Source organism: Stenotrophomonas terrae, assembly GCF_039674165.1.
GTDB classification, from domain to species: Bacteria; Pseudomonadota; Gammaproteobacteria; order Xanthomonadales; family Xanthomonadaceae; genus Stenotrophomonas; species Stenotrophomonas terrae_A.
Genome location: NZ_JBDJMY010000036.1, coordinates 1 through 18,378, shown reverse-complemented (window position 1 = coordinate 18,378; position 18,378 = coordinate 1). Strand labels below are relative to the sequence as shown.

At 64.0% G+C, this 18,378-nt stretch carries 21 protein-coding genes; 17 read left to right on the top strand and 4 right to left on the bottom strand.

Annotated features, from left to right (window positions below):
* The first annotated feature begins 57 nt into the window (after window positions 1–57).
* The 3 genes from ABE493_RS14335 (at window position 58) to ABE493_RS14325 (ending at window position 2,782) form a co-directional block, all read left to right on the top strand.
* On the top strand, window positions 58–1,017 hold the full coding sequence (locus ABE493_RS14335) for an acetyl-CoA carboxylase carboxyltransferase subunit alpha (RefSeq protein WP_346499588.1): 960 nt from the start codon (window positions 58–60) through the stop codon (window positions 1,015–1,017).
* 26 nt (window positions 1,018–1,043) lie between these two features.
* Window positions 1,044–1,799: a tetratricopeptide repeat protein gene (locus ABE493_RS14330; RefSeq protein WP_346499587.1), complete on the top strand. Its 756-nt coding sequence runs from the start codon at window positions 1,044–1,046 to the stop codon at window positions 1,797–1,799.
* Window positions 1,800–2,014: 215 nt separating this feature from the next.
* Window positions 2,015–2,782 carry an alpha/beta hydrolase gene (locus tag ABE493_RS14325; RefSeq protein ID WP_346499586.1) on the top strand — a complete coding sequence of 256 codons (768 nt, stop codon included), beginning with the start codon at window positions 2,015–2,017 and terminating at the stop codon, window positions 2,780–2,782.
* Between the two features lie 137 nt (window positions 2,783–2,919).
* On the opposite strand, the gene ABE493_RS14320 is transcribed toward ABE493_RS14325, so the two are convergent.
* On the bottom strand, window positions 2,920–3,375 hold the full coding sequence (locus tag ABE493_RS14320) for a CopD family protein (RefSeq protein WP_346499585.1): 456 nt from the start codon (window positions 3,373–3,375) through the stop codon (window positions 2,920–2,922).
* Window positions 3,376–3,438: 63 nt separating this feature from the next.
* On the opposite strand from ABE493_RS14320, the gene ABE493_RS14315 reads away from it, so the two are divergent.
* Both ABE493_RS14315 and ABE493_RS14310 read left to right on the top strand, forming a co-directional pair.
* On the top strand, window positions 3,439–4,035 hold the full coding sequence (locus ABE493_RS14315) for a class I SAM-dependent DNA methyltransferase (protein WP_346499584.1): 597 nt from the start codon (window positions 3,439–3,441) through the stop codon (window positions 4,033–4,035).
* A gap of 81 nt (window positions 4,036–4,116) precedes the next feature.
* Window positions 4,117–5,430, top strand: a complete 1,314-nt coding sequence (locus ABE493_RS14310; RefSeq protein WP_430980790.1) for a polyhydroxyalkanoate depolymerase — start codon at window positions 4,117–4,119, stop codon at window positions 5,428–5,430.
* A gap of 229 nt (window positions 5,431–5,659) precedes the next feature.
* Here ABE493_RS14310 and ABE493_RS14305 read toward each other — a convergent pair whose 3' ends face one another.
* Together ABE493_RS14305 and ABE493_RS14300 are read right to left on the bottom strand one after the other, a co-directional pair.
* Window positions 5,660–6,658 carry a sensor domain-containing protein gene (locus ABE493_RS14305; protein ID WP_346499583.1) on the bottom strand — a complete coding sequence of 333 codons (999 nt, stop codon included), beginning with the start codon at window positions 6,656–6,658 and terminating at the stop codon, window positions 5,660–5,662.
* Complete coding sequence (locus ABE493_RS14300) at window positions 6,658–7,020, bottom strand: PadR family transcriptional regulator (RefSeq protein WP_346499582.1); 363 nt, start codon at window positions 7,018–7,020, stop codon at window positions 6,658–6,660. The genes ABE493_RS14305 and ABE493_RS14300 overlap by 1 nt, the downstream gene beginning before the upstream one ends.
* A gap of 153 nt (window positions 7,021–7,173) precedes the next feature.
* Here ABE493_RS14300 and ABE493_RS14295 point away from each other — a divergent pair, with 153 nt between their 5' ends.
* From ABE493_RS14295 to ABE493_RS14275, 5 genes are all read left to right on the top strand, one after another.
* Entirely contained in the window at window positions 7,174–8,079 is a 906-nt protein-coding gene (locus tag ABE493_RS14295; RefSeq protein ID WP_346499581.1) for a peptidylprolyl isomerase, read from the top strand.
* Window positions 8,080–8,233: 154 nt separating this feature from the next.
* Window positions 8,234–8,560, top strand: coding sequence for a metalloregulator ArsR/SmtB family transcription factor (locus ABE493_RS14290; protein ID WP_057628515.1), 327 nt, complete (start codon window positions 8,234–8,236; stop codon window positions 8,558–8,560).
* A gap of 17 nt (window positions 8,561–8,577) precedes the next feature.
* Window positions 8,578–9,990 carry a DUF2867 domain-containing protein gene (locus ABE493_RS14285; RefSeq protein WP_346499580.1) on the top strand — a complete coding sequence of 471 codons (1,413 nt, stop codon included), beginning with the start codon at window positions 8,578–8,580 and terminating at the stop codon, window positions 9,988–9,990.
* A gap of 123 nt (window positions 9,991–10,113) precedes the next feature.
* Window positions 10,114–10,515, top strand: a complete 402-nt coding sequence (locus ABE493_RS14280; protein ID WP_346499579.1) for an OsmC family protein — start codon at window positions 10,114–10,116, stop codon at window positions 10,513–10,515.
* Window positions 10,516–10,521: 6 nt separating this feature from the next.
* Window positions 10,522–10,770, top strand: a complete 249-nt coding sequence (locus ABE493_RS14275) for a hypothetical protein (RefSeq protein ID WP_346499578.1) — start codon at window positions 10,522–10,524, stop codon at window positions 10,768–10,770.
* A 93-nt stretch (window positions 10,771–10,863) separates the two neighbouring features.
* Here ABE493_RS14275 and ABE493_RS14270 read toward each other — a convergent pair whose 3' ends face one another.
* On the bottom strand, window positions 10,864–11,655 hold the full coding sequence (locus tag ABE493_RS14270; RefSeq protein WP_346499577.1) for a DUF4349 domain-containing protein: 792 nt from the start codon (window positions 11,653–11,655) through the stop codon (window positions 10,864–10,866).
* A 324-nt stretch (window positions 11,656–11,979) separates the two neighbouring features.
* On the opposite strand from ABE493_RS14270, the gene ABE493_RS14265 reads away from it, so the two are divergent.
* The 7 genes from ABE493_RS14265 to ABE493_RS14235 all read left to right on the top strand — a co-directional run bounded on the left by ABE493_RS14265 (window position 11,980) and on the right by ABE493_RS14235 (window position 18,034).
* Window positions 11,980–13,782, top strand: coding sequence for a DUF885 domain-containing protein (locus ABE493_RS14265; RefSeq protein ID WP_346499576.1), 1,803 nt, complete (start codon window positions 11,980–11,982; stop codon window positions 13,780–13,782).
* Window positions 13,783–13,928: 146 nt separating this feature from the next.
* Entirely contained in the window at window positions 13,929–14,732 is an 804-nt protein-coding gene (locus ABE493_RS14260) for a hypothetical protein (protein ID WP_346499575.1), read from the top strand.
* A 168-nt stretch (window positions 14,733–14,900) separates the two neighbouring features.
* Window positions 14,901–15,905, top strand: coding sequence for an NAD(P)H-quinone oxidoreductase (locus tag ABE493_RS14255; RefSeq protein ID WP_346499574.1), 1,005 nt, complete (start codon window positions 14,901–14,903; stop codon window positions 15,903–15,905).
* 134 nt (window positions 15,906–16,039) lie between these two features.
* Entirely contained in the window at window positions 16,040–16,621 is a 582-nt protein-coding gene (locus tag ABE493_RS14250) for a TMEM175 family protein (RefSeq protein ID WP_346499573.1), read from the top strand.
* A 77-nt stretch (window positions 16,622–16,698) separates the two neighbouring features.
* On the top strand, window positions 16,699–17,166 hold the full coding sequence (locus tag ABE493_RS14245; RefSeq protein ID WP_346499572.1) for an iron chaperone: 468 nt from the start codon (window positions 16,699–16,701) through the stop codon (window positions 17,164–17,166).
* 51 nt (window positions 17,167–17,217) lie between these two features.
* Complete coding sequence (locus ABE493_RS14240; RefSeq protein WP_346499571.1) at window positions 17,218–17,715, top strand: hypothetical protein; 498 nt, start codon at window positions 17,218–17,220, stop codon at window positions 17,713–17,715.
* A gap of 22 nt (window positions 17,716–17,737) precedes the next feature.
* Window positions 17,738–18,034 carry a hypothetical protein gene (locus ABE493_RS14235; RefSeq protein WP_346499570.1) on the top strand — a complete coding sequence of 99 codons (297 nt, stop codon included), beginning with the start codon at window positions 17,738–17,740 and terminating at the stop codon, window positions 18,032–18,034.
* The last annotated feature ends 344 nt before the right edge of the window (window positions 18,035–18,378 follow it).

Genomic DNA, 18,378 nt, shown 5'->3' with positions numbered 1-18,378 from the left:
CGGGTTGATACGGCGCGTTCGGCTACACTTCCCCCCTTTCATTGCTGACGGTTTCCGATGAATCCGAATTACCTCGATTTCGAGCAACCCATCGCCGATCTGGAATCCAAGATCAAGGACCTGCGCAATGCCAGCGCTGGGCCGGCGGTCAATGTCGATGCCGAGGTCAAGGCGTTGGAAGACAAGCTGCGCCTGCGTACTGCCCAGATCTTCCGCAACCTGTCCTCGTGGCAGGTGCTGCAGGTGGCCCGCCACCCGTCGCGCCCCTACCCGCTCGACTACATCCGCATCTTCTGCGATGAGTTCCAGGAACTGGCCGGCGACCGCGCCTTCTCCGACGACAAGGCCATTGTTGGCGGCCTGGCCCGTATCGGCGGCCGCTCGGTGATGCTGATCGGCCACCAGAAAGGCCGCGACACCAAGGAAAAGGTCCGCCGCAACTTCGGCATGCCCAAGCCCGAGGGTTACCGCAAGGCGCTGCGCCTGATGAAGATGGCCGAGCGCTTCGGCCTGCCGGTGCTGACCCTGATCGACACCGCCGGCGCCTGGCCGGGTATCGATGCCGAAGAGCGCGGCCAGTCCGAAGCCATTGCCCGCAACCTGATGGAAATGGCCGAGCTGAAGGTGCCGGTGATCTGCACCGTGATCGGCGAAGGCGGCTCCGGCGGCGCGCTGGCACTGGGCGTGGGCGACCGTACCCTGATGCTGGAATACAGCGTCTACTCGACCATCAGCCCGGAAGGCTGCGCCTCCATCCTGTGGAAGGACGCCGGCAAGGCCAAGGATGCCGCCGAACAGCTGGGCATGACCGCCCCGCGCCTGAAGAGCCTGGGCCTGGTCGACAAGGTGATCCGCGAGCCGATCGGCGGCGCGCATCGCAACCCGACCCAGATGGGCAAGCGTTTGAAAGCCGTGCTGCTCAATGAGCTGGACATGCTGGAGAAGCTGTCGGTCGAGGAACTGCTGGCACGGCGCTATACCCGCCTGCGCAGCTACGGTGCCTACGAAGCGGCCTGAGCCGCTTCCACATCGGGGACACAGGGATGAGTCCGATCATTCTGCTTTCGTTGGTCCTGCAGGTTGCCTGCTGCGTACACGTCGTGCGCACCGGGCGGCCGCTGTACTGGGTTTTCATCCTGCTGGTCTTTTCGTACCTGGCGGTGCTGATTTATTTCATCGCCGAAGTACTGCCTGAGCTGCGCAACAACCCCAGCGCACGCCGCGGCCTGCGCCAGGTCCGCGACCAGATCGACCCGCAGCGCAGCAAGCGTGCGGCTGGCCAGCGCCTGCGCGTATCCGATACACCCGACAACCGCATGCGCCTGGCCCAGGAACACCTGGGCCGTGGCGAATACGCCGAGGCCGCGGCTTTGTACGAAGGTGCCTTGCGCGGGCTGCACCGCGAAGACCCCGACCTGATGCTGGGCCTGGCCCAAGCCCAGTACGGCCTGCAACAGCCAGCACAGGCGCGCAGAACGCTTGAAGCGCTGATCGCCGCCAATCCCAGTTTCCGCTCGCATGACGGCCACCTGCTGTACGCACGCACGGTGGAAGACAGTGCTGACATCGCGGCTGCCGTGCACGAGTACGAAGCACTGATCGGTGGCTACCCGGGTGAGGAAGCACGCCTGCGCTATGCCCTGCTGCTCAAACGCGCCGGCCGCGACGATGATGCTGCCAAGCAGCTGCAGAACATCCTCGACCGTGCCGAAACCTCGCCACGCTATTACCAGCAGGCGCAACGCACCTGGATCGATGCCGCACGCAAGGAACTACGGCAGCTGGCGCCGGCGGGCTGAGCCCTCCTGTTGGCTTGTGGGAGCGGCGTCAGCCGCGAAGCTGACCCTACCAAAGCCCTTGGCACCCATGCCATCTGATGATGTACTTGCTTCGCGGCTGACGCCGCTCCTACAAACGTCTCCGGCGCCTGCGCGCTGGCATCGGATTGTGGCGACGCGATAGGCAAACGGACCGCATCACCTGCCTTCCCCCCTCCCCGGCGAGGTCAAGCAGCATGATCACCAGCCTGAAAATCCTGTTGATCGTCATCAGCCTGCTTGCCAGCACGTACCTGATCACCTGCGCCTTGCTCGCCTTCAATGCACGCGGCATGCTTTACCACCCGGCACCGCGCACTGCCGATGTACCGCACTGGACCCTGCCACGCGGCGATGCGGACATCATCGTGTCCAGCAACCGACAGCACAGCACCCAGCTCGTACTGTATTTCGGCGGCAACGCCGAAGACGTCTCGCAGGCGCTGCCTATGTTGCAGCAGGCATTTCCCGCAGCCGCCATCCATGCCATGCACTACCGCAGCTATGGTGGCAGCAGCGGCTCACCGACCGAAGCCACACTTGTTGGCGATGCGTTCGCGCTCTATGACGGCACCAGCAACGCCCAAGCAAACGACATTGTCGTGGTTGGCCGCAGCCTGGGCTCGGGCGTCGCCGTACAACTCGCTGCTGCGCGCCCCGTTCAACGCCTGGTCTTGATCACGCCTTACGACAGCATCGGCGGCTTGGCTGCGCGCATGTTCCCGGCCTTCCCGGTGCGCCTGCTGTTACGCGATCACTACGATTCATGGCGTCACGCAGCGCGGATCAGCGCGCCCACCACGCTGATCATCGCCGGCAGGGACGAAGTGATTCCGAATGCGAGTTCGTTGCGGTTGCTGCAGCAATTCCAGCCCGGCGTGGCGCAGGAAGTAACCATCGCGGAGGCCGCTCACAACGATGTGTTTGCCTATGCGCAGTTCGCAGAGGCATTGCGGGGGCGGTAGCGCTTGAAGCCTACCCCTCCCCAACCCTCCCCTGCGCTACGCGCAAGGGAGGGGGCAGAGCTTGAGCCCTCCCTTTGGCGCAGCCAAGGGGAGGGTTGGGAGGGGTGTTTTTGATCTTCGCAGCCCCCCAAAAAAACTCAGAAAGGCTTGGCCAGCACCAGATACACAATCGCAATGAACAGCACCAGCGGCAGCTCATTGAACCAGCGCAGCGCGCCCGAGGACGGCAAGGCCTTGCCCTTGATGGTCCCCTTCAACCAGCGGCCGGTGAAGGTGAAATACACCAGCAGCAGCACCACCAGGCCCAGCTTGGCATGCAGCCAACCGGCAGCGCCCGGCGCCACCATGGTCGGGAACTCCGGCAGCACCTTGTAGCCCAGCCACAGCACCAGCCCCAGAATGAAGGCAATGCCGAACATCACGTGGCCGAAGCGATACAGGCGTTTGCCCATCAACTGCAGGCGCTCCACCACCGGCGGCTGGCCCGCCGCCTCGGCGATGTTGACCAGGATCCGCGGCAGGTAGAACACCGCCGCCATCCACGCCACCACGAAAACAAGGTGGAAGGTTTTTACCCAAAAGTACGACTGCATGCGCTGGCTCCATCGGCGGCGTAGGATGAGCGCCATTTTCGCCCATCCGCACAAGACACGCACATGCAGGACAAGCAGTACGACGCCGACTACTTCCAACGCTGGTACCGCCGCGACGATATCGGCGGCCCGGCGCGCCTGGCGCGCAAGGTGCAATTGGCCGTGGCCGCGGCCGAGTATTACCTGGAGCGCCCGATCCGCAGCGTGCTCGATATCGGCGCCGGCGAAGCGGCCTGGCGCGCGCCCCTGCTGAAGCTGCGGCCCAAGCTGCAGTACATGGGCTTTGACAGCAGCGAGTATGCGGTGCGCCGCTATGGCCGTACCCGCAACCTGCACCTGGCCAGGTTCGGCGACTTCCAATGGCTGCGGCCCTGCGCGCCGGTGGACCTGCTGGTCTGCTCGGACGTGATCCATTACGTGCCAAACCGTGAGCTGCGCCAAGGCCTGCCCGGTCTGGCCGAGCTGTGCGGCGGGGTCGCCTTCCTGGAGCTGTTCACCGCCGAGGACGAGTTCCATGGCGACCATGAAGGTTTCCAGCAGCGCCCTGCCCGCTGGTACAGGCGGCAGCTGCGCGAGGTGGGCTTCCGCGCGGTCGGCTCGCATTGCTGGCTGGCGCCGGCGTTCAGCGAGGACATCGCCGCCCTGGAAAGCTCCGACTAAAGGCCGATACCTGCTTAACGCCCGCTCTGCGATAGTGCGCTATGCTGCACAGCATCATATGACTGTACATATTGGGACGTCATGCTTTATCAACTGCATGAATTGACCCGCAATCTGCTTGCGCCCTGGGTTCACCAGGCGCAGGCCAATGCGGCGTTCTTCAATAATTCGGGCCACTGGTGGTCGTCGATGCCGGGCGCTGATCGCTTTGCGGCGATGAACGAGCTGTTCCACCGCCTCGGCAAGGATTATGAGAAGCCCGAATGGGGCATCCACGAGCTGGAACTTGATGGCGAGATCGTGCCTATCGCCCAGCTGACCGAGGTCGAAAAGCCGTTCTGCAAGTTGCTGCGCTTCAAGCGCCACAGCAACGAAACCTCCAAGGTCGAAGCCCTGCTGGCACAGCCCATCGTGCTGGTGGTGGCGCCGCTGTCCGGCCACCACGCCACGCTGCTGCGCGATACCGTGCGCACCCTGCTGCGCGACCACCGCGTCTACGTCACCGACTGGGTCGATGCGCGCATGGTGCCGGTGGAACAGGGCGAGTTCGGCCTGGACGACTACATCGAATACGTGCAGGAGCTCATCCGCCACCTCGGCGCCGACAACGTGCACGTGGTCAGCGTCTGCCAGCCGACTGTGCCGGTACTTGCTGCGGTGTCGTTGATGGCCAGCCGTGGCGAAGCCACGCCGCGTTCGCTGGTGATGATGGGCGGCCCGATCGATGCCCGTTGCAGCCCGACCGCGGTCAATAATCTGGCCACTCGCAATCCGATGTCGTGGTTCGAGAACAACGTCATCCACACCATTCCGGCGCCGTATCCGGGCCAGGGCCGCCGCGTCTATCCGGGCTTCCTGCAGCACGCTGGTTTCATGTCGATGAACCCCAGCCGCCATCTGATGTCGCACTGGGATTTCTATACCGACCTGGTCAAGGGCGATCTGGACGATGCCAACGCGCATCGCCGTTTCTACGACGAATACAACGCAGTGCTGGACATGCCGGCGCAGTTCTATCTGGACACCATCCGCGTGGTGTTCCAGGAGTTCCTGCTGCCGCGCGGCGAGTGGTATGTGCGCGGTGAGCACGTCGACCCGTCGGCAATCCGCGACACCGCCCTGCTTAGCATCGAAGGCGAGCTGGACGACATCGCCGGGCTCGGCCAGACCGAAGCCGCGCAGGCACTGTGCACCGGTATCCCGGCCTCGCGCCGCGACCATTTCATCGTAGAAGGCGCCGGCCATTACGGCATCTTCAGCGGCCGCCGCTGGCGCGAAGTGGTGTACCCGAAGATGCGCGACTTCTTCAGCGCCCAGTCCACGCAGCCAGCGGCAAAGAAACCAAAGAAAGCCAGCAGCAACGTCACCCCGCTGCGCCGCCGCGCCCAACGCTGACAAGCCGTAGCGCCGAGCCATGCTCGGCAGGGGCCTTACCGGTAACGCCCAAAAAGCCGCCCTCACCCCAACCCCTCTCCCGTAAACGGGAGAGGGGCTGGCACCGGTAGTGCCGAGCCATGCTCGGCAGGGGCGTTACCGGGAAGGCCTCTGCCGAGCATGGCTCGGCACTACAAAAAAACGAGGGCGCCGGCGGCGCCCTCGTCTGCATTCACTCACTGCAGCTTGCTTACAGCCGCACCAGCAGATGCTTGGCCATCGCCCCGTGCAGCTTGCCGATACCGTGCGCCAGATGCAGGGTGCCGAAAAGCAGCAACACGCCTGCACCCACCGACACCGGCCACATCCAGAACGGAGTGCCGACATTGACGCCGTCGATCCATATCCCAACCGGCAAATTTGTCAGCAATGCCACCAGCGGTGCGAATACCAGCGCCAACGACGTCGACAGCAAGGTTACTGCCAGGGTGAAGTACAGAATCCCCAGCGGCAGCATCAGCACGAAGTACAGCATCGTCAGCCAGGTGCGCCCATCCGAGAACATCGCACCGATGCGCTGCAGCCAACCCTGGCTCCGGTCCGTATAGGCCGGGCGGCGCGGCATGCGCACACCCAGCATGGTTTCGATGAGGCGCCCTTCGACCAGCGACAACACCCGCACCGAGCCCAGAAACAACAGCAGGATCGGGATGCCGATGATCAGGATCAGCAGCGATACCGACAGTGACAAACCGGTCACCACCCAGGTGAAGAAGAACGTGCCGGTGGCGAGTGACAACAGCATGTAGAACAGCGCGCCATAGGTATGCGGGTCCATCGCCACACCGAAGAAACGCGCTACCAGGGAGCGTGGCGCAGGCTCGCGAAGCGGCGCAGCTGCGAGGGGCTCCGCAGACGAGTCAGCGGACTGTGCTGCCGCCGCTTCAGGCGCAGGAGCCGGCCGCGCCGCTGGACGCGGCGTGCGCAAGGCACGGTTCACCGTCACTTCGGTCTCGCGGTAGATCTCCGCAACTTCCTCGGGTGCGCCATAGCTGCCGGCTACCCCGGCAATCACTTCGGCCTCGCCCTTGCCCGGCTGTTCGGCCAGCTCCGAACGCAGGTACTCCTCGGCGTCGTACAGCGCATCCTGGATCATTGCCGGGTCCGCGCCAGCCAAGGCAGCACGCAGTTGCTCCAGGTACTCGGGGATGGTCGTGGGCAGCGCTCGTGCGTTGTATTCGGTATTCATCACTTGATTCCTTCCAGTACCGACTCGACCGAGTCGCGGGTGGCGTTCCAGGCAGCGATCCATTGCCGCAACGCGGCGCGACCGTCGTCATTGATGCGGTAGTAGCGCCGCGGTGGTCCCGCCACCGATGGCTCGACATAACTCTCCAGCAGGCCGGCGCCCTCCAGGTTGCGCAGTACCGGGTACAGCGCGCTCTGCTTGCCGCTCAGCACCCCATCGCCAACCCGCTCCAGCTCCTTGGCGATCAGATAGCCGTACAGCGGCTCTGGGGCCTTGGCCAACACCGCCAGCAATGCCAGCGACACCGTGCCTGTGCTCAATTCCTTCTGGAACTTGCGCAGATGCGCATCCAATTCAGTCATGGCCTTCACTCCTGCCGACTAGCCTGAAGCAAACACTAGTGTTTAGTTCGCTATAGCGAATGTGCCGGTAGTCACCCCCACCGCCGTCATGGCGCTGGCAGGCACGCTGCGCAATCGCGCAGAATCAGGCCACACCCAACTGGAATGCGCCCGATGACGCTACGTCCCTGCCTGCTCGCGCTGGCCCTGTCGCTGTCCCCGCTGCCGCTGCTGGCCGCTGACGCCCCCGCCAAGTACCGCAGCGCGCAGGAGATCATCGACGCCGCGCCGGCCAGTGACTGGCACACCCCGGCCGCCGAAAACACCGTGTACATGGACCTGGAAGGCGGCCGCGTCATCATCGAACTGGCGCCCCAGTTCGCGCCCGAACACGCAGGCAATATCCGCACCCTGGCCAAGCAGCACTTCTGGGATGGCCTGAGCATCTACCGCTCGCAGGACAACTTCGTCGTCCAGTTCGGCGATGCCGATGCCGACGATGCGGCCAAGGCCAAGTCGATGGGCAGCGCCAAATCCCATCTGCCGGCGGAGTTCCAGCGCCCCGTTGCCGGCCTGGAATTCACTGCCCTGCCCGACCGCGATGGCTGGGCCGCCAAGACCGGTTTTGTCGGCGACTTCGCTGTGGGCAGTGATGGCCAGAACGCCTGGTTGGCGCATTGCTACGGCGCCGTCGGCGCAGGCCGCAACAATGATGAAGACAGCAGCCTGGGCGCCGAGCTTTATGTGGTTACCGGCCAATCACCACGCCAGCTGGACCGCAACATCACCCTGGTTGGTCGCGTGCTCAAGGGCATGGAGCTGCTCAGCACGATCACGCGTGGACCCGAGCCGATGGGCTTCTATGAGGACGCCGCGCAGCGCACGCCGATCAAGGCGATCACCCTGGCCAGCGAGTTGCCGGAAGCACAACGGGTGAAACTGCAGGTGCTGCGCACCGATTCCAAGACCTTCGCCGATGCGGTGGAAGCGCGCCGCAATCGCGTCGACGGCTTCTACAAGCGCGCGGCTGGCCATATCGACCTGTGCAACATTCCGCTGCCGGTGCGGATCATCAAGTAAGCCGGCCACCGTACCTGTAGTGCCGAGCCATGCTCGGCAGGGGCTTTACCGGTAATCCCTCTGCCGAGCATGGCTCGGCACTACATTTGTGTCGCTTGACGTGGCGGGTTATTCATGCAATTAATTAATTAACGAATTAGTTAATTGATTTACCATGCCTGCCGACCAGATTTTTGAAGCCCTTGCCTCGCGCCCACGCCGGGAGATTCTGGCCTATCTGTCGGCGCAGGAACTCACCGCCGGAGAAATCGGTCAGCGCTTCGCGATGAGCGCACCGGCCATCTCGCGCCATCTCTCCGTTCTTGCGGCCGCTGGCCTGGTCATCAGCGAGCGTCGCGGCCAGTTTGTTTTCTACCGGCTTACCCCAGACAACCTTGTCAATACCTTGAGCCGCTTCGCCTTCGAGGTTTGCCCAACGGCCGGCCCGTTGCAGCGCGAATCGCGAAGCAACGCCAAGCGCAAGACCAAGCCCGCTACCTGAGCACACCGAGGCCCCGCATGGACCGCAGTCGCAGCCGCCGTGAACGCAGTTTCCCCCATGCATCAATCACCACCGCCGATGGCCGTCGTGTAGTGGAAGTCACGCTGCTGACACAACTGGGCGTAGGCGCTGGCGACTCCCTGGCACTGAGTGCCGGTGCATTGCAGGCCCGCCACCCGCACTTCAATGACGCCCTGGATGAGCCCTCCGCACGGCTGTCCGCACCTGACCTGGACGCAGGCGACCCTGCTGCGCTGTATACGTTCTCCGTCGGTGGCAACGGCCATCCTTTCCACCGGCATGCGGCACCACGTCTGTTCACCGCAATCAGTGGCAGCGGTGGCGCGCGTCTGCGTTTCATCCCCGCCGATACGCGCCTGGGCAGCACCGAAGCAGCGCTCGCCGGTCTGCAGCATGTCGAAGTGCCTGCAGATTGCCTGTTCACCGTGCGCATGGCTGCCAATACCTGGCATCAGTTCCAGCCACTGCATGGCAATGGCAGGCACCCGGCGTTGTTCGCGGTGTCCTGTCACCCCGACGAAACCGGCGGCGCACTGGATAAGGACTTGCATGCGCAGGTCATGCGCGGCGACGCCGATCTTGCCAGCCTGACCGAGCTGATGCCCGAAGCCTTGCGGCACACACTGCGGCACGCCACGCCCTACAGTCCGGCAGTACCAACCCACATGCTCGGCTTCGATCCACTTCCCGGCCATGCCTGGGCAGCTGCAGCCTGCACACCGCTTCGCCACCATGTCGGCCGGCTGCGGCAGGCGCTGCTGCAGCGCTTTCCACGCTCCGGCAGTGCCCGCCACGGACTGCCGCCACTGCAGGCACGCAGCCTGCGCGCGCTGCCGGACGATTCACTGCTGGCCGCGCAACTGCCGCACTACCATCACCAGGACTGTGTGCAACTGCAGATCGATCAGCGTTGGCTTCCTGCCATTGGCACCGAGCAGTTGCTGGTACTGCTGCTGACAGCCTTCATGAACCAACCCGCCAGCAGCATCAGCGGCCTGATGCGTCTGCGCAACTTGCTGGCGCGTCCACTTCGGCTGCGCACATCGCCGCTGGGTTGTCCGGTTTCGTCGCTGCTGAACGACACACCCGGGCAACGCTTTGCACAGCGCTTCCCGGTATTGGCCAGCGCCGGCAGTGCAGACGCGCAGCAGGTGTTGCTGGGGGCCGATGATCGCCACCTGCAGTTCCGCTCCTGTGTCGCGGTGCGTCGCCAGCACGACCAGATCGTTTTCAGCCTGTCCACACGCGTGCGTTGCTACAACCCATTCGGGCACCTGTACATGGCAGTCGTCGACCCCGTGCATCGCCACTTCATCGCCCCCAAGATGCTGACGACCGCCGTTGCGCAGGTGTTGGAAGATGCGCTGGCAGCCCGGCACAGCAATGCCACGGCGGTGGTTACGGGCTGACTTTCGGCGCGTCTCTTTCAAACCGTCATCGTTCAGGCAGTGGGACAATGAGGGCAATAAACAGCAACTACCGCCATCGGCGATCTGCAGTTACTTTGATGGCTCATTGCACAGGAATTCGCCATGGCCCAGGTCACCATCGAGTCAACCGCCGACAACTACGCCCATCGCATCAGCAACGGCCTGCATACGCTGCTGGCCGACGAGCCGCCGCGCCTGGGCGGCAAGGATGCGGGGATGGCACCGTTCGATCTGTACCTCGCATCACTGGCCGCCTGTACCGCCATTACCCTGCGCATGTATGCAGAGAAAAAAGGCTGGGAGCTGGGGCAACTCAACGCCGAGCTTACATCCAGCCGCGATGAAGCCGGTAAGCTGCAGGTGCATCGCATTCTTTCCGCGACCGGCGCGCTGAGCCGCGAACAATGGGACCGGTTATTGGATGTTGCCAGCCGTACACCTGTCACCAAGGTGATGAGCGAAGGTGCAGTCATCACCAGCGAACACCGCCCTCTGAAGAGTTGAGACGCCATGTTTACGATTGTTGTTATCTGGGATGCAGACAACGCCGAAGTGACGCAATGGGATGAAACCCCGTGGGTCGCTACCTGGAAGGATCGCGAAGTGTCATTGCGCGCGGGTCCGCGCGAGCGGGTGGATGCCAATGGCGTCAGCAGCCAGGTGGCGGTCTATCTGCCCGATGAGTTCAACGAGGAAGAGTTCCAGGAACTGTTTGCCGCGCATGAGAAGCGCATTCCGGAGCTGCATCTGCACGGCTGATGCAGGCCCTTGTGGGAGCGGCGTCAGCCGCGAAGCTGACACCGTTTCAGGTCATCGGCTTCGCGGCTTACGCTGCTCCCACAAAGCCGAGGATTACTTCTTCTTGCGGCGGCGCCACCACAGCCGCAGCAACCACGCCAGCATGCCGCCGACCAGCAGCACAGGCAACAATCCGGCGGCAATGCGGATCACATACGCCAGACTGGTGGTGAAGATCTCACCGAAGTCGCCGAACGCCTGACCGATCTCGCTGCGGTTGCGCTGGCTGTTGGTGGATTCGATGTTGATCGTCACCAGCTGCGTATCGATGCGACGGTGTTGCTGCGCCGAATCACGGTTGGCCTGCTGCAGACCGGCTTCGATCTCCGACAGACGCTGCGAAATCGTCAGCAGGTCCGCCACCGCCAGATCGCGGCGCTGCTGGTACTCGATCAGCCGCGCATGCTCGGCCTTGAGCCGGTCCTGCATCAGCTGGGTATCGGCAACCTGCTGCGCCAGATCCTCGGCCTCGGTATTGCGCGTGGTCACCTCGCCCTTGTCACTGGCCAGCGCGATCAGCGGCTCCACGCCCTTGGGCGCGACGCGCACCTTGATCAGGCCGCTCGGCGTATCGCCGCCCTGCTGGGAGACGTTGAGCACCGCACAGTCACCGTACTTCGCGCTTTGGCAGGCATCGGCCACCGCCTTCACCCGCGGGGCAATCTCCTTGCCCGGCAGCTGCAGCTGCACCGTGTGCTCGTAGGCCAGGAAGGCGCCCTCTGGCGACTGCACCGCATCGGCGGCAACGGCCGCGCTTTCGGCCGACATCTCGTGCTTGGCGCAGCCTGCCAGCGCCAGCAGCGCGCCCAGTGCCAAGACCAAGGTACTTCCGTGCAATTGCTTCATGCTTCCCTGTTTCCGGAATGGAGTGGCGGCAGCATAACGACATGGCTGAATACGAAGGCTAAATTTTTGTGCAGGGCGCTGTAGCCCGGGTAAGCGCAGCGCACCCGGGGTTGTAGTTCCTGCACCGGGCCACCTCCCCGGGTGCGCTGCGCTTACCCGGGCTACATGAATTTGAGCCGATTTTGCGGTGGCGCTGCGTCCACCTGGCGCAGGGTTCGGCGCTGCCCAACCGCCCGGGTCGGCAAGCTGCCACCAACCAACGGCATGTGCGGCAACGGCCGGCTCCGCCTATGCTCGTCGATTCCCTCAGTAACAGGATCACCGATGCGCAAGCACCTGCTCGCCGCCGCCCTGCTCGCCAGCCTTGCCGGCTGCCAGAGCGGCGAGGCCCCGACCGCTCCGTCCACCTCCACCGAGCAGGCTGGCCAAGCCCAGGCCGACGCCCAGTTCGCCGAGCTGTCGAAGAAGGCACTGGACACCTGGATGCAGCTGTCCCCAGTCAGCGCTACCCAGATCGGTGACCACCGCTACGACAGCCAGCTCGATGACCTCAGCGCCGCCGGCCAGCAGAAGAGCCTGGAGGCCAGCAAGGCCCTGCTCGCCGAACTGGACAAGCTCGACGTCAGCAAGCTCGGCCGCGAGAACCAGGTGGATGCCGCGATCCTGCGCAACCAGCTGCAGTCCGACATCTGGTCCAACGAAACCATGCAGTCCTGGAAGTGGGACCCGCAGGTCTATAACGGACTGGCCGGCAGCGCCATCTATGGCCTGATGGCGCGTGAGTTCGCACCGCTGCCCGAACGCCTGAAGTCGGCCACCGCGCGCATCGAGCAGATCCCGCAGATCTTCGCCGCGGCCCGCGCCAACCTCGACCCGGCTCGCGTGCCGAAGATCCATGCCGAGACCGTGTCCAAGCAGAACCGCGGCATCCTCAGCCTGGTTGAAACCTTCATCGTGCCGAACATCGGCCAACTTGAAGCCGCTGACCAGGAGCGCCTGAAGACCGCCATCGCCAACCTCACCAAGGCGGTGGAAGAACAGCAGACCTGGCTGGACAAGACCCTGGTGCCCAACGCCAAGGGCGAGTTCCGCATCGGCGCGGAAAAGTACGACCAGAAGCTCAAGTTCTCGCTCAACTCCTCGCTGTCGCGCGCCGAGATCGGCGAGCGCGCCCGCGCCGAACTGAGCCGTGTGCGCAAGGACATGTACGGCATCGCCCAGGTGGTGCTGAAGGACAAGCCGGGCGCGCCGGAAATGCCGGCCAACCCGACCGATGACCAGCAGCAGAAGGCGATCGAAGCCGCACTGGAACTGGCCTATGCCGACAAGCCGGCCCGCGACAAAGTCGTGGACGATGCCAAGGCGGCACTGGACCAGTCCACCGAGTTCGTGCGCAAGCACGACCTGATGACCCTGCCCGACGCGCCGGTCGACATCATCCTGATGCCGGAATTCCAGCGCGGTGTGGCCGTGGCCTATTGCGACTCGCCGGGCCCGCTGGACAAGAACCTGAAGACCTTCTACGCGGTCTCGCCGATTCCGGACGACTGGAACGACAAGCAGGTGGATTCCTTCCTGCGCGAATACAACAGCCGCATGATCCACCTGCTGTCCATCCACGAAGGCACCCCGGGCCATTACCTGGAAGGTTGGCATTCGGGCAAGTTCCCGTCGACGCTGCGTGCGGTGCTTCGCTCGGGCCTGTTTGCCGAAGGCTGGGCGGTGTACACCGAGCGCATGATGCAGGAACAGGGTTACCTGGATAACGACCCGCTGTTCCACCTGGTGCAGCTGAAGTTCTACCTGCGCACCATCTCCAACGCCATCCTTGACCAGGGCGTGCACGTGGACAACTGGACGCGTGAGCAGGCGATGCACCTGATGATCCACGACGCCTTCCAGCAGGAAAGCGAAGCCTCGGGCAAGTGGGTGCGCGCACAGCTCACCTCGGCCCAGCTGCCGACCTACTTCGTCGGTGCGCAGGAGCACTTCGACACCCGCAAGGCAGTGCAGGACAAGCAGGGCGCCAACTTCAACCTGAAGGCCTACCACGACCAGATCCTGTCCTACGGCGCGCCGCCGGTGCGCTTCGCCCGGCAGCTGATGCTGGAACAGCCGATCGAGTAATCGATCGGCCAACACTCGCGATCAGCAGAAGCCCGGCATCCGCCGGGCTTCTGGTTTCGCATCACGCCGCACCGCCGGGCTATCGCTGCGGCCGCTCGGCACCGGCCGCAGTCATCTGTCGCCGCCACCTTCTGGACCTACCTGACATGAAGTCCCTGCTCACCTGCCTTACCACCGCCTGCCTCAGCCTTGCTGCGTCGCAGGCCATCGGGCAAGTACCAGCAAACCCCCACGCCGCCTACATGGAGGCCGGTGCAAAGATGCAGGAGCGCATCGCACAGAGCGCCGCCAAGGGGGATATGCCCCGCATCACCGAGCCTGAGACGCGTGCACTGCTTGAAGTCCTTTCCGACAGTGATCGGTTCCTGGAATCACAGGTTTACGACGCCGGCAACATCGGCCAGCTGATGGAAATATGCGGGCAGGCCAACCGCGTCTCGATGGCCTATGCGTTATCGGGATTGAAGGAACATGTTGCCCCCCAGGCAACCGCAGAAGACATCGCGAGGCAGATGGTCTCGTTGATGGAAGCGAACATCATGTCATTCCCGCAGGAGCTGGAACGCCTGCACCCCTTTCTGCTGCGCTGTCTGGCCACGCAGATCCAACCCCTGACAACATTCATGGCCGACTTGCCACCACAGGAACTTACACCCGTGCGCCTGGCCGGGTTGCACCAACTGCGTGGTGGTCTGGTGAATTCCTATGCCGGCAACCTGAGCAGCATAGGCAACCAAGCCTTGGCGCCGAGCTATCGCAGGCGGGTACTGCGGGCAATGGCGGAGAGTTCGCCGATATTTGCGTCCGCGCTGCAATTGCCGACGCGGCAACAGATCGTCGAGGCCGCCACAGCCATTCTTGCCGACGCGCCAGCTGACAGCCGCCCGGATATCGAGACCATCATCAAGGCCATGAGTGATCCCGATTGCACGGGGCTGTGCGCGTATTGATCCTTCGGGGAATCCTCCATACCCAGCCGGCGATGGGCCGGCAGTTCCACTGCAATCCAGACCGCACATGCCCGCGCTCAGCAGATAAATTCATATGCACGTTCGTGCCTGTGAACAGAGGCGAACGTTATTGTCGAAGCCTTCGACTCTCAGGCTGTCGCAGGCACGATGAAGATCCCCGGCACGATGCAGTTGATCCAGCTGTCGGCAACTGGCGATGCCGACAATCTAAAAATTGCACGCGGGCCAACGCCGAGACCGCGCAGCGGCGAGGTACTGATCCGCGTCGCGGCCGCAGGCATCAACCGCCCCGACCTGCTGCAACGGCGCGGCCTGTATCCACAGCCGCCCGGCGCGTCGGAAACACTGGGACTGGAAGTCGCCGGCACCGTGGTCCGGGCGGCAGCCGGCGTGCAATGGCCACGCGTGGGTGCGCAGGTCTGCGCCTTGTTGGCCGGTGGCGGCTATGCGGAATATGCAACCGCGCCAGCGACGCAATGCCTGCCCATTCCTGCCCGCCTGTCGCTGCTGGAAGCCAGCGCATTGCCGGAGACATTTTTCACCGTCTGGTCGAACCTGTTCATGGCCGGCAACCTGGGCGCGGATGAAAGCATCCTCATCCATGGCGGCAGCAGCGGCATAGGCATCACTGCCATCGCCATCGCCCACGCTTTTGGTGCGCGGGTCATCGTCACCGCCGGCAGCGAGCTGAAGTGCCAGGCCTGCCTGCGGCTGGGCGCAAACCACGCCATCAACTACAACACGCATGATTTCGTCCAGCAGGTGCGCAGCCTGCAGGATGGCAAGGGCGTGGATGTAGTGCTGGACATGATCGGCGGTTCGTACTTCGCCAGGAATCTTGAGCTGCTGAACATGCGCGGGCGCATCATCCAGATCGGCTTGCAGCAGGGCTCGGAAGTCATGCTTCCCTTGCTTACGCTGATGCAGAAGCGTGCCTCGGTAAGCGGCTCGACCTTGCGCCCGCGCAGCGTCGGCGAAAAGGCCGTCATCGCCCAACAGCTGCGCCAGCAGGTATGGCCGCTGATCGAGTCTGGCAAGATCCGCCCGCCGCTGATCGACAAGGTGTTCCCGCTTGCCGGCGCCGCACAGGCGCATGCGTGGATGGAGCGCGGCCAGCATATCGGCAAGATCGTCCTGCAGATGGCGCACTGAAAGCCGCACCGCCGCCGGCAGTACCGCGCCGCCACCGGCCCTGCCTTCCGGCCGCAGCACAAACACATCGCCAGCACAGTCCGGCGTGCTAGGTTTCGCCCCAGACAGCGGCGGCAAACCGCCAGGAGCGGACGATGGGCAAGGGGCGACTTGAGGCATTCAGTGACGGCGTACTGGCCATCATCATCACCATCATGGTGCTGGAGATGCGGCCACCGGAGGGTGCTTCGCTCGACGCGCTGCGGCCGCTACTGACCACCCTGCTCAGCTATATCCTGAGCTTCGTCTACGTCGGCATCTATTGGAACAACCACCACCATCTGCTGCAGGTCTGCCAGAAGGTCACCGGCAGCGTGTTGTGGGCCAACCTGCACCTGCTGTTCTGGTTGTCGCTGCTGCCCTTCGCCACGCATTGGATGGACGACTACAACACCCAGCCGCTGCCCACTGCGTTGTACGGCTGCATCCTGCTGGGGGCAGCGATTGCCTACTGGATCCTGCAGCGGCGCATCGTCGTCGCCGATGGCGAGAACTCCCGCCTGCGGCATGCGCTGGGCGGCGACTGGAAGGGCAAGTTGTCGCCCCTGCTGTATATCAGCGGCATCGCGCTGAGCTTTGTCGAAGTGCATCTGGGGCAGGCGCTGTATGCCATCGCCGCCTTGCTGTGGCTGATTCCGGACCGGCGCATCGAACGCGAACTCGGCCAGCCTGACTGATCAGCACCGGCCTGCGTTTCACACACATCCGCTCACCGCACGGTATAAACCGAACTCCGCCCGCCCGAGCCAGTGCCATGCCCGACTCCAAATCCAAAGCCAAATCCAGTGGATTTACCGCCGCAGAACAGGCGGCGATGAAGGAGCGTGCGCGCGAGCTCAAGGCCGAGGCCAAGACCGGCAAGCTGAAGGCCGATGGCGAAGCCGAGCTGCTGGCCAAGGTCGCCGAAATGCCCGCCGCCGAGCAACAGATGGCGCGGCGCCTGCACGCCATCGTGACCGCCACCGCACCGTCGCTGTTGCCCAAGACCTGGTACGGAATGCCCGCCTATGCGCGCGACGGCAAGGTGCTGGTGTTCTTCCAGGGGGCAAGCAAATTCGGCTCGCGCTATTCCACCCTGGGTTTCAACGACACCGCGATGCTGGATGACGGCCCGATGTGGGCCACCGCGTATGCGCTGGCCGAACTTACGCCCGAAGTCGAGAAGAAGATCACCGCCCTGATCAGGAAAGCCATGCGCGCTACAGGTAGCAGCCTGCAATAGCCAGCGCCCGCGTGTACAGCTATCGTGTCCTGCCCGGCAACGATAGAACGCATGTCTCTGTGGACCTGGTTGTTCCCACGCCTACCCGCCGTTTACAGCAGCCCGCTGTCGCGCGAACAGGCCGTGCAGGCGCTGCGCGCGACCACCGCACGCGGCAACATCACCGCCACCGGCACCATCGCCGGCTCGGTGGATGCGGACCGGGTGCTGCTGTATCACCGCCGCGCCATGCGCAACTCGTTCAAACCCCATTTCCGTGGCCGCTTCGTTGCCAGCACGCAGGGCTGCGAACTGCGGGGCGTATTTGCGCCACCGCTGCTGGTCATCGTGTTCCTGTCGTTCTGGATCGGCTTCTGCCTGTTGGGGACGGTTGTGAGCGTGCTGCAGCTTGGCCAGCAGAGCTCGTTGCAGATGGCCACAGCAATACCGGGGCTGGTGATGGCCGGCTTCGGCGTGGGGCTGGTCCGGCTGGGCCAGCACCTGTCGGCCGAGGACCCGGCGATCCTGTCACGGGTGATCCGGCAAGCCTTGCAGTCTCCTTCTGCCTGATCCCAACCGCGAGGGTTCCCACTTGTCCAATCACAACCACACCGCACTGGAACTGCAGAAGCTGCAGTTGGAAGTGATGCAGCAGTTGGAAGTCATTGCCGAGGACATCAAGGCTGGGCGGCTTGGTGCCGATGAGGGCTCGGCCAAAGCCAAGGCCGTCATAGCGGCCAGCGAGCAGCAGCGCGTGGCCATGTTCAACGCCGCGATCAGCGCGACCCAACGCCAGCGCAGGCGCGGCTGGCTGCTCGCGCTGGCGGCAGTGGTCGCCATCGCGGTGGTGCTGGCCGGCCTACTGCTGGCACGCATTGGCACAGCGTGATGCGTAGTGCCGAGCCATGCTCGGCAGAGGCTTTCCCAGCAATGCCCTCTGTAGTGCCGAGCCATGCTCGGCAGAGGCTTTCCCAGCAATGCCCTCTGTAGTGCCGAGCCATGCTCGGCAGAGGCTTTCCCAGTGAACCTGTAGGAGCGGTGTAAGCCGCGAAGCTAATACTGCATCAGTCCGCAAAGAGCTTACCCCTCCCCAACCCTCCCCTTGGCCTTCGGCCCAAGGGAGGGAGCGTAGTGCCGAGCCATGCTCGGCAGAGGCTTTCCCAGCAATGCGCCCTGTCGTGCCGAGCCAGGCTCGGCAGGAGCTTTCCCGGTAACGCCCCTGCCGAGCATGGC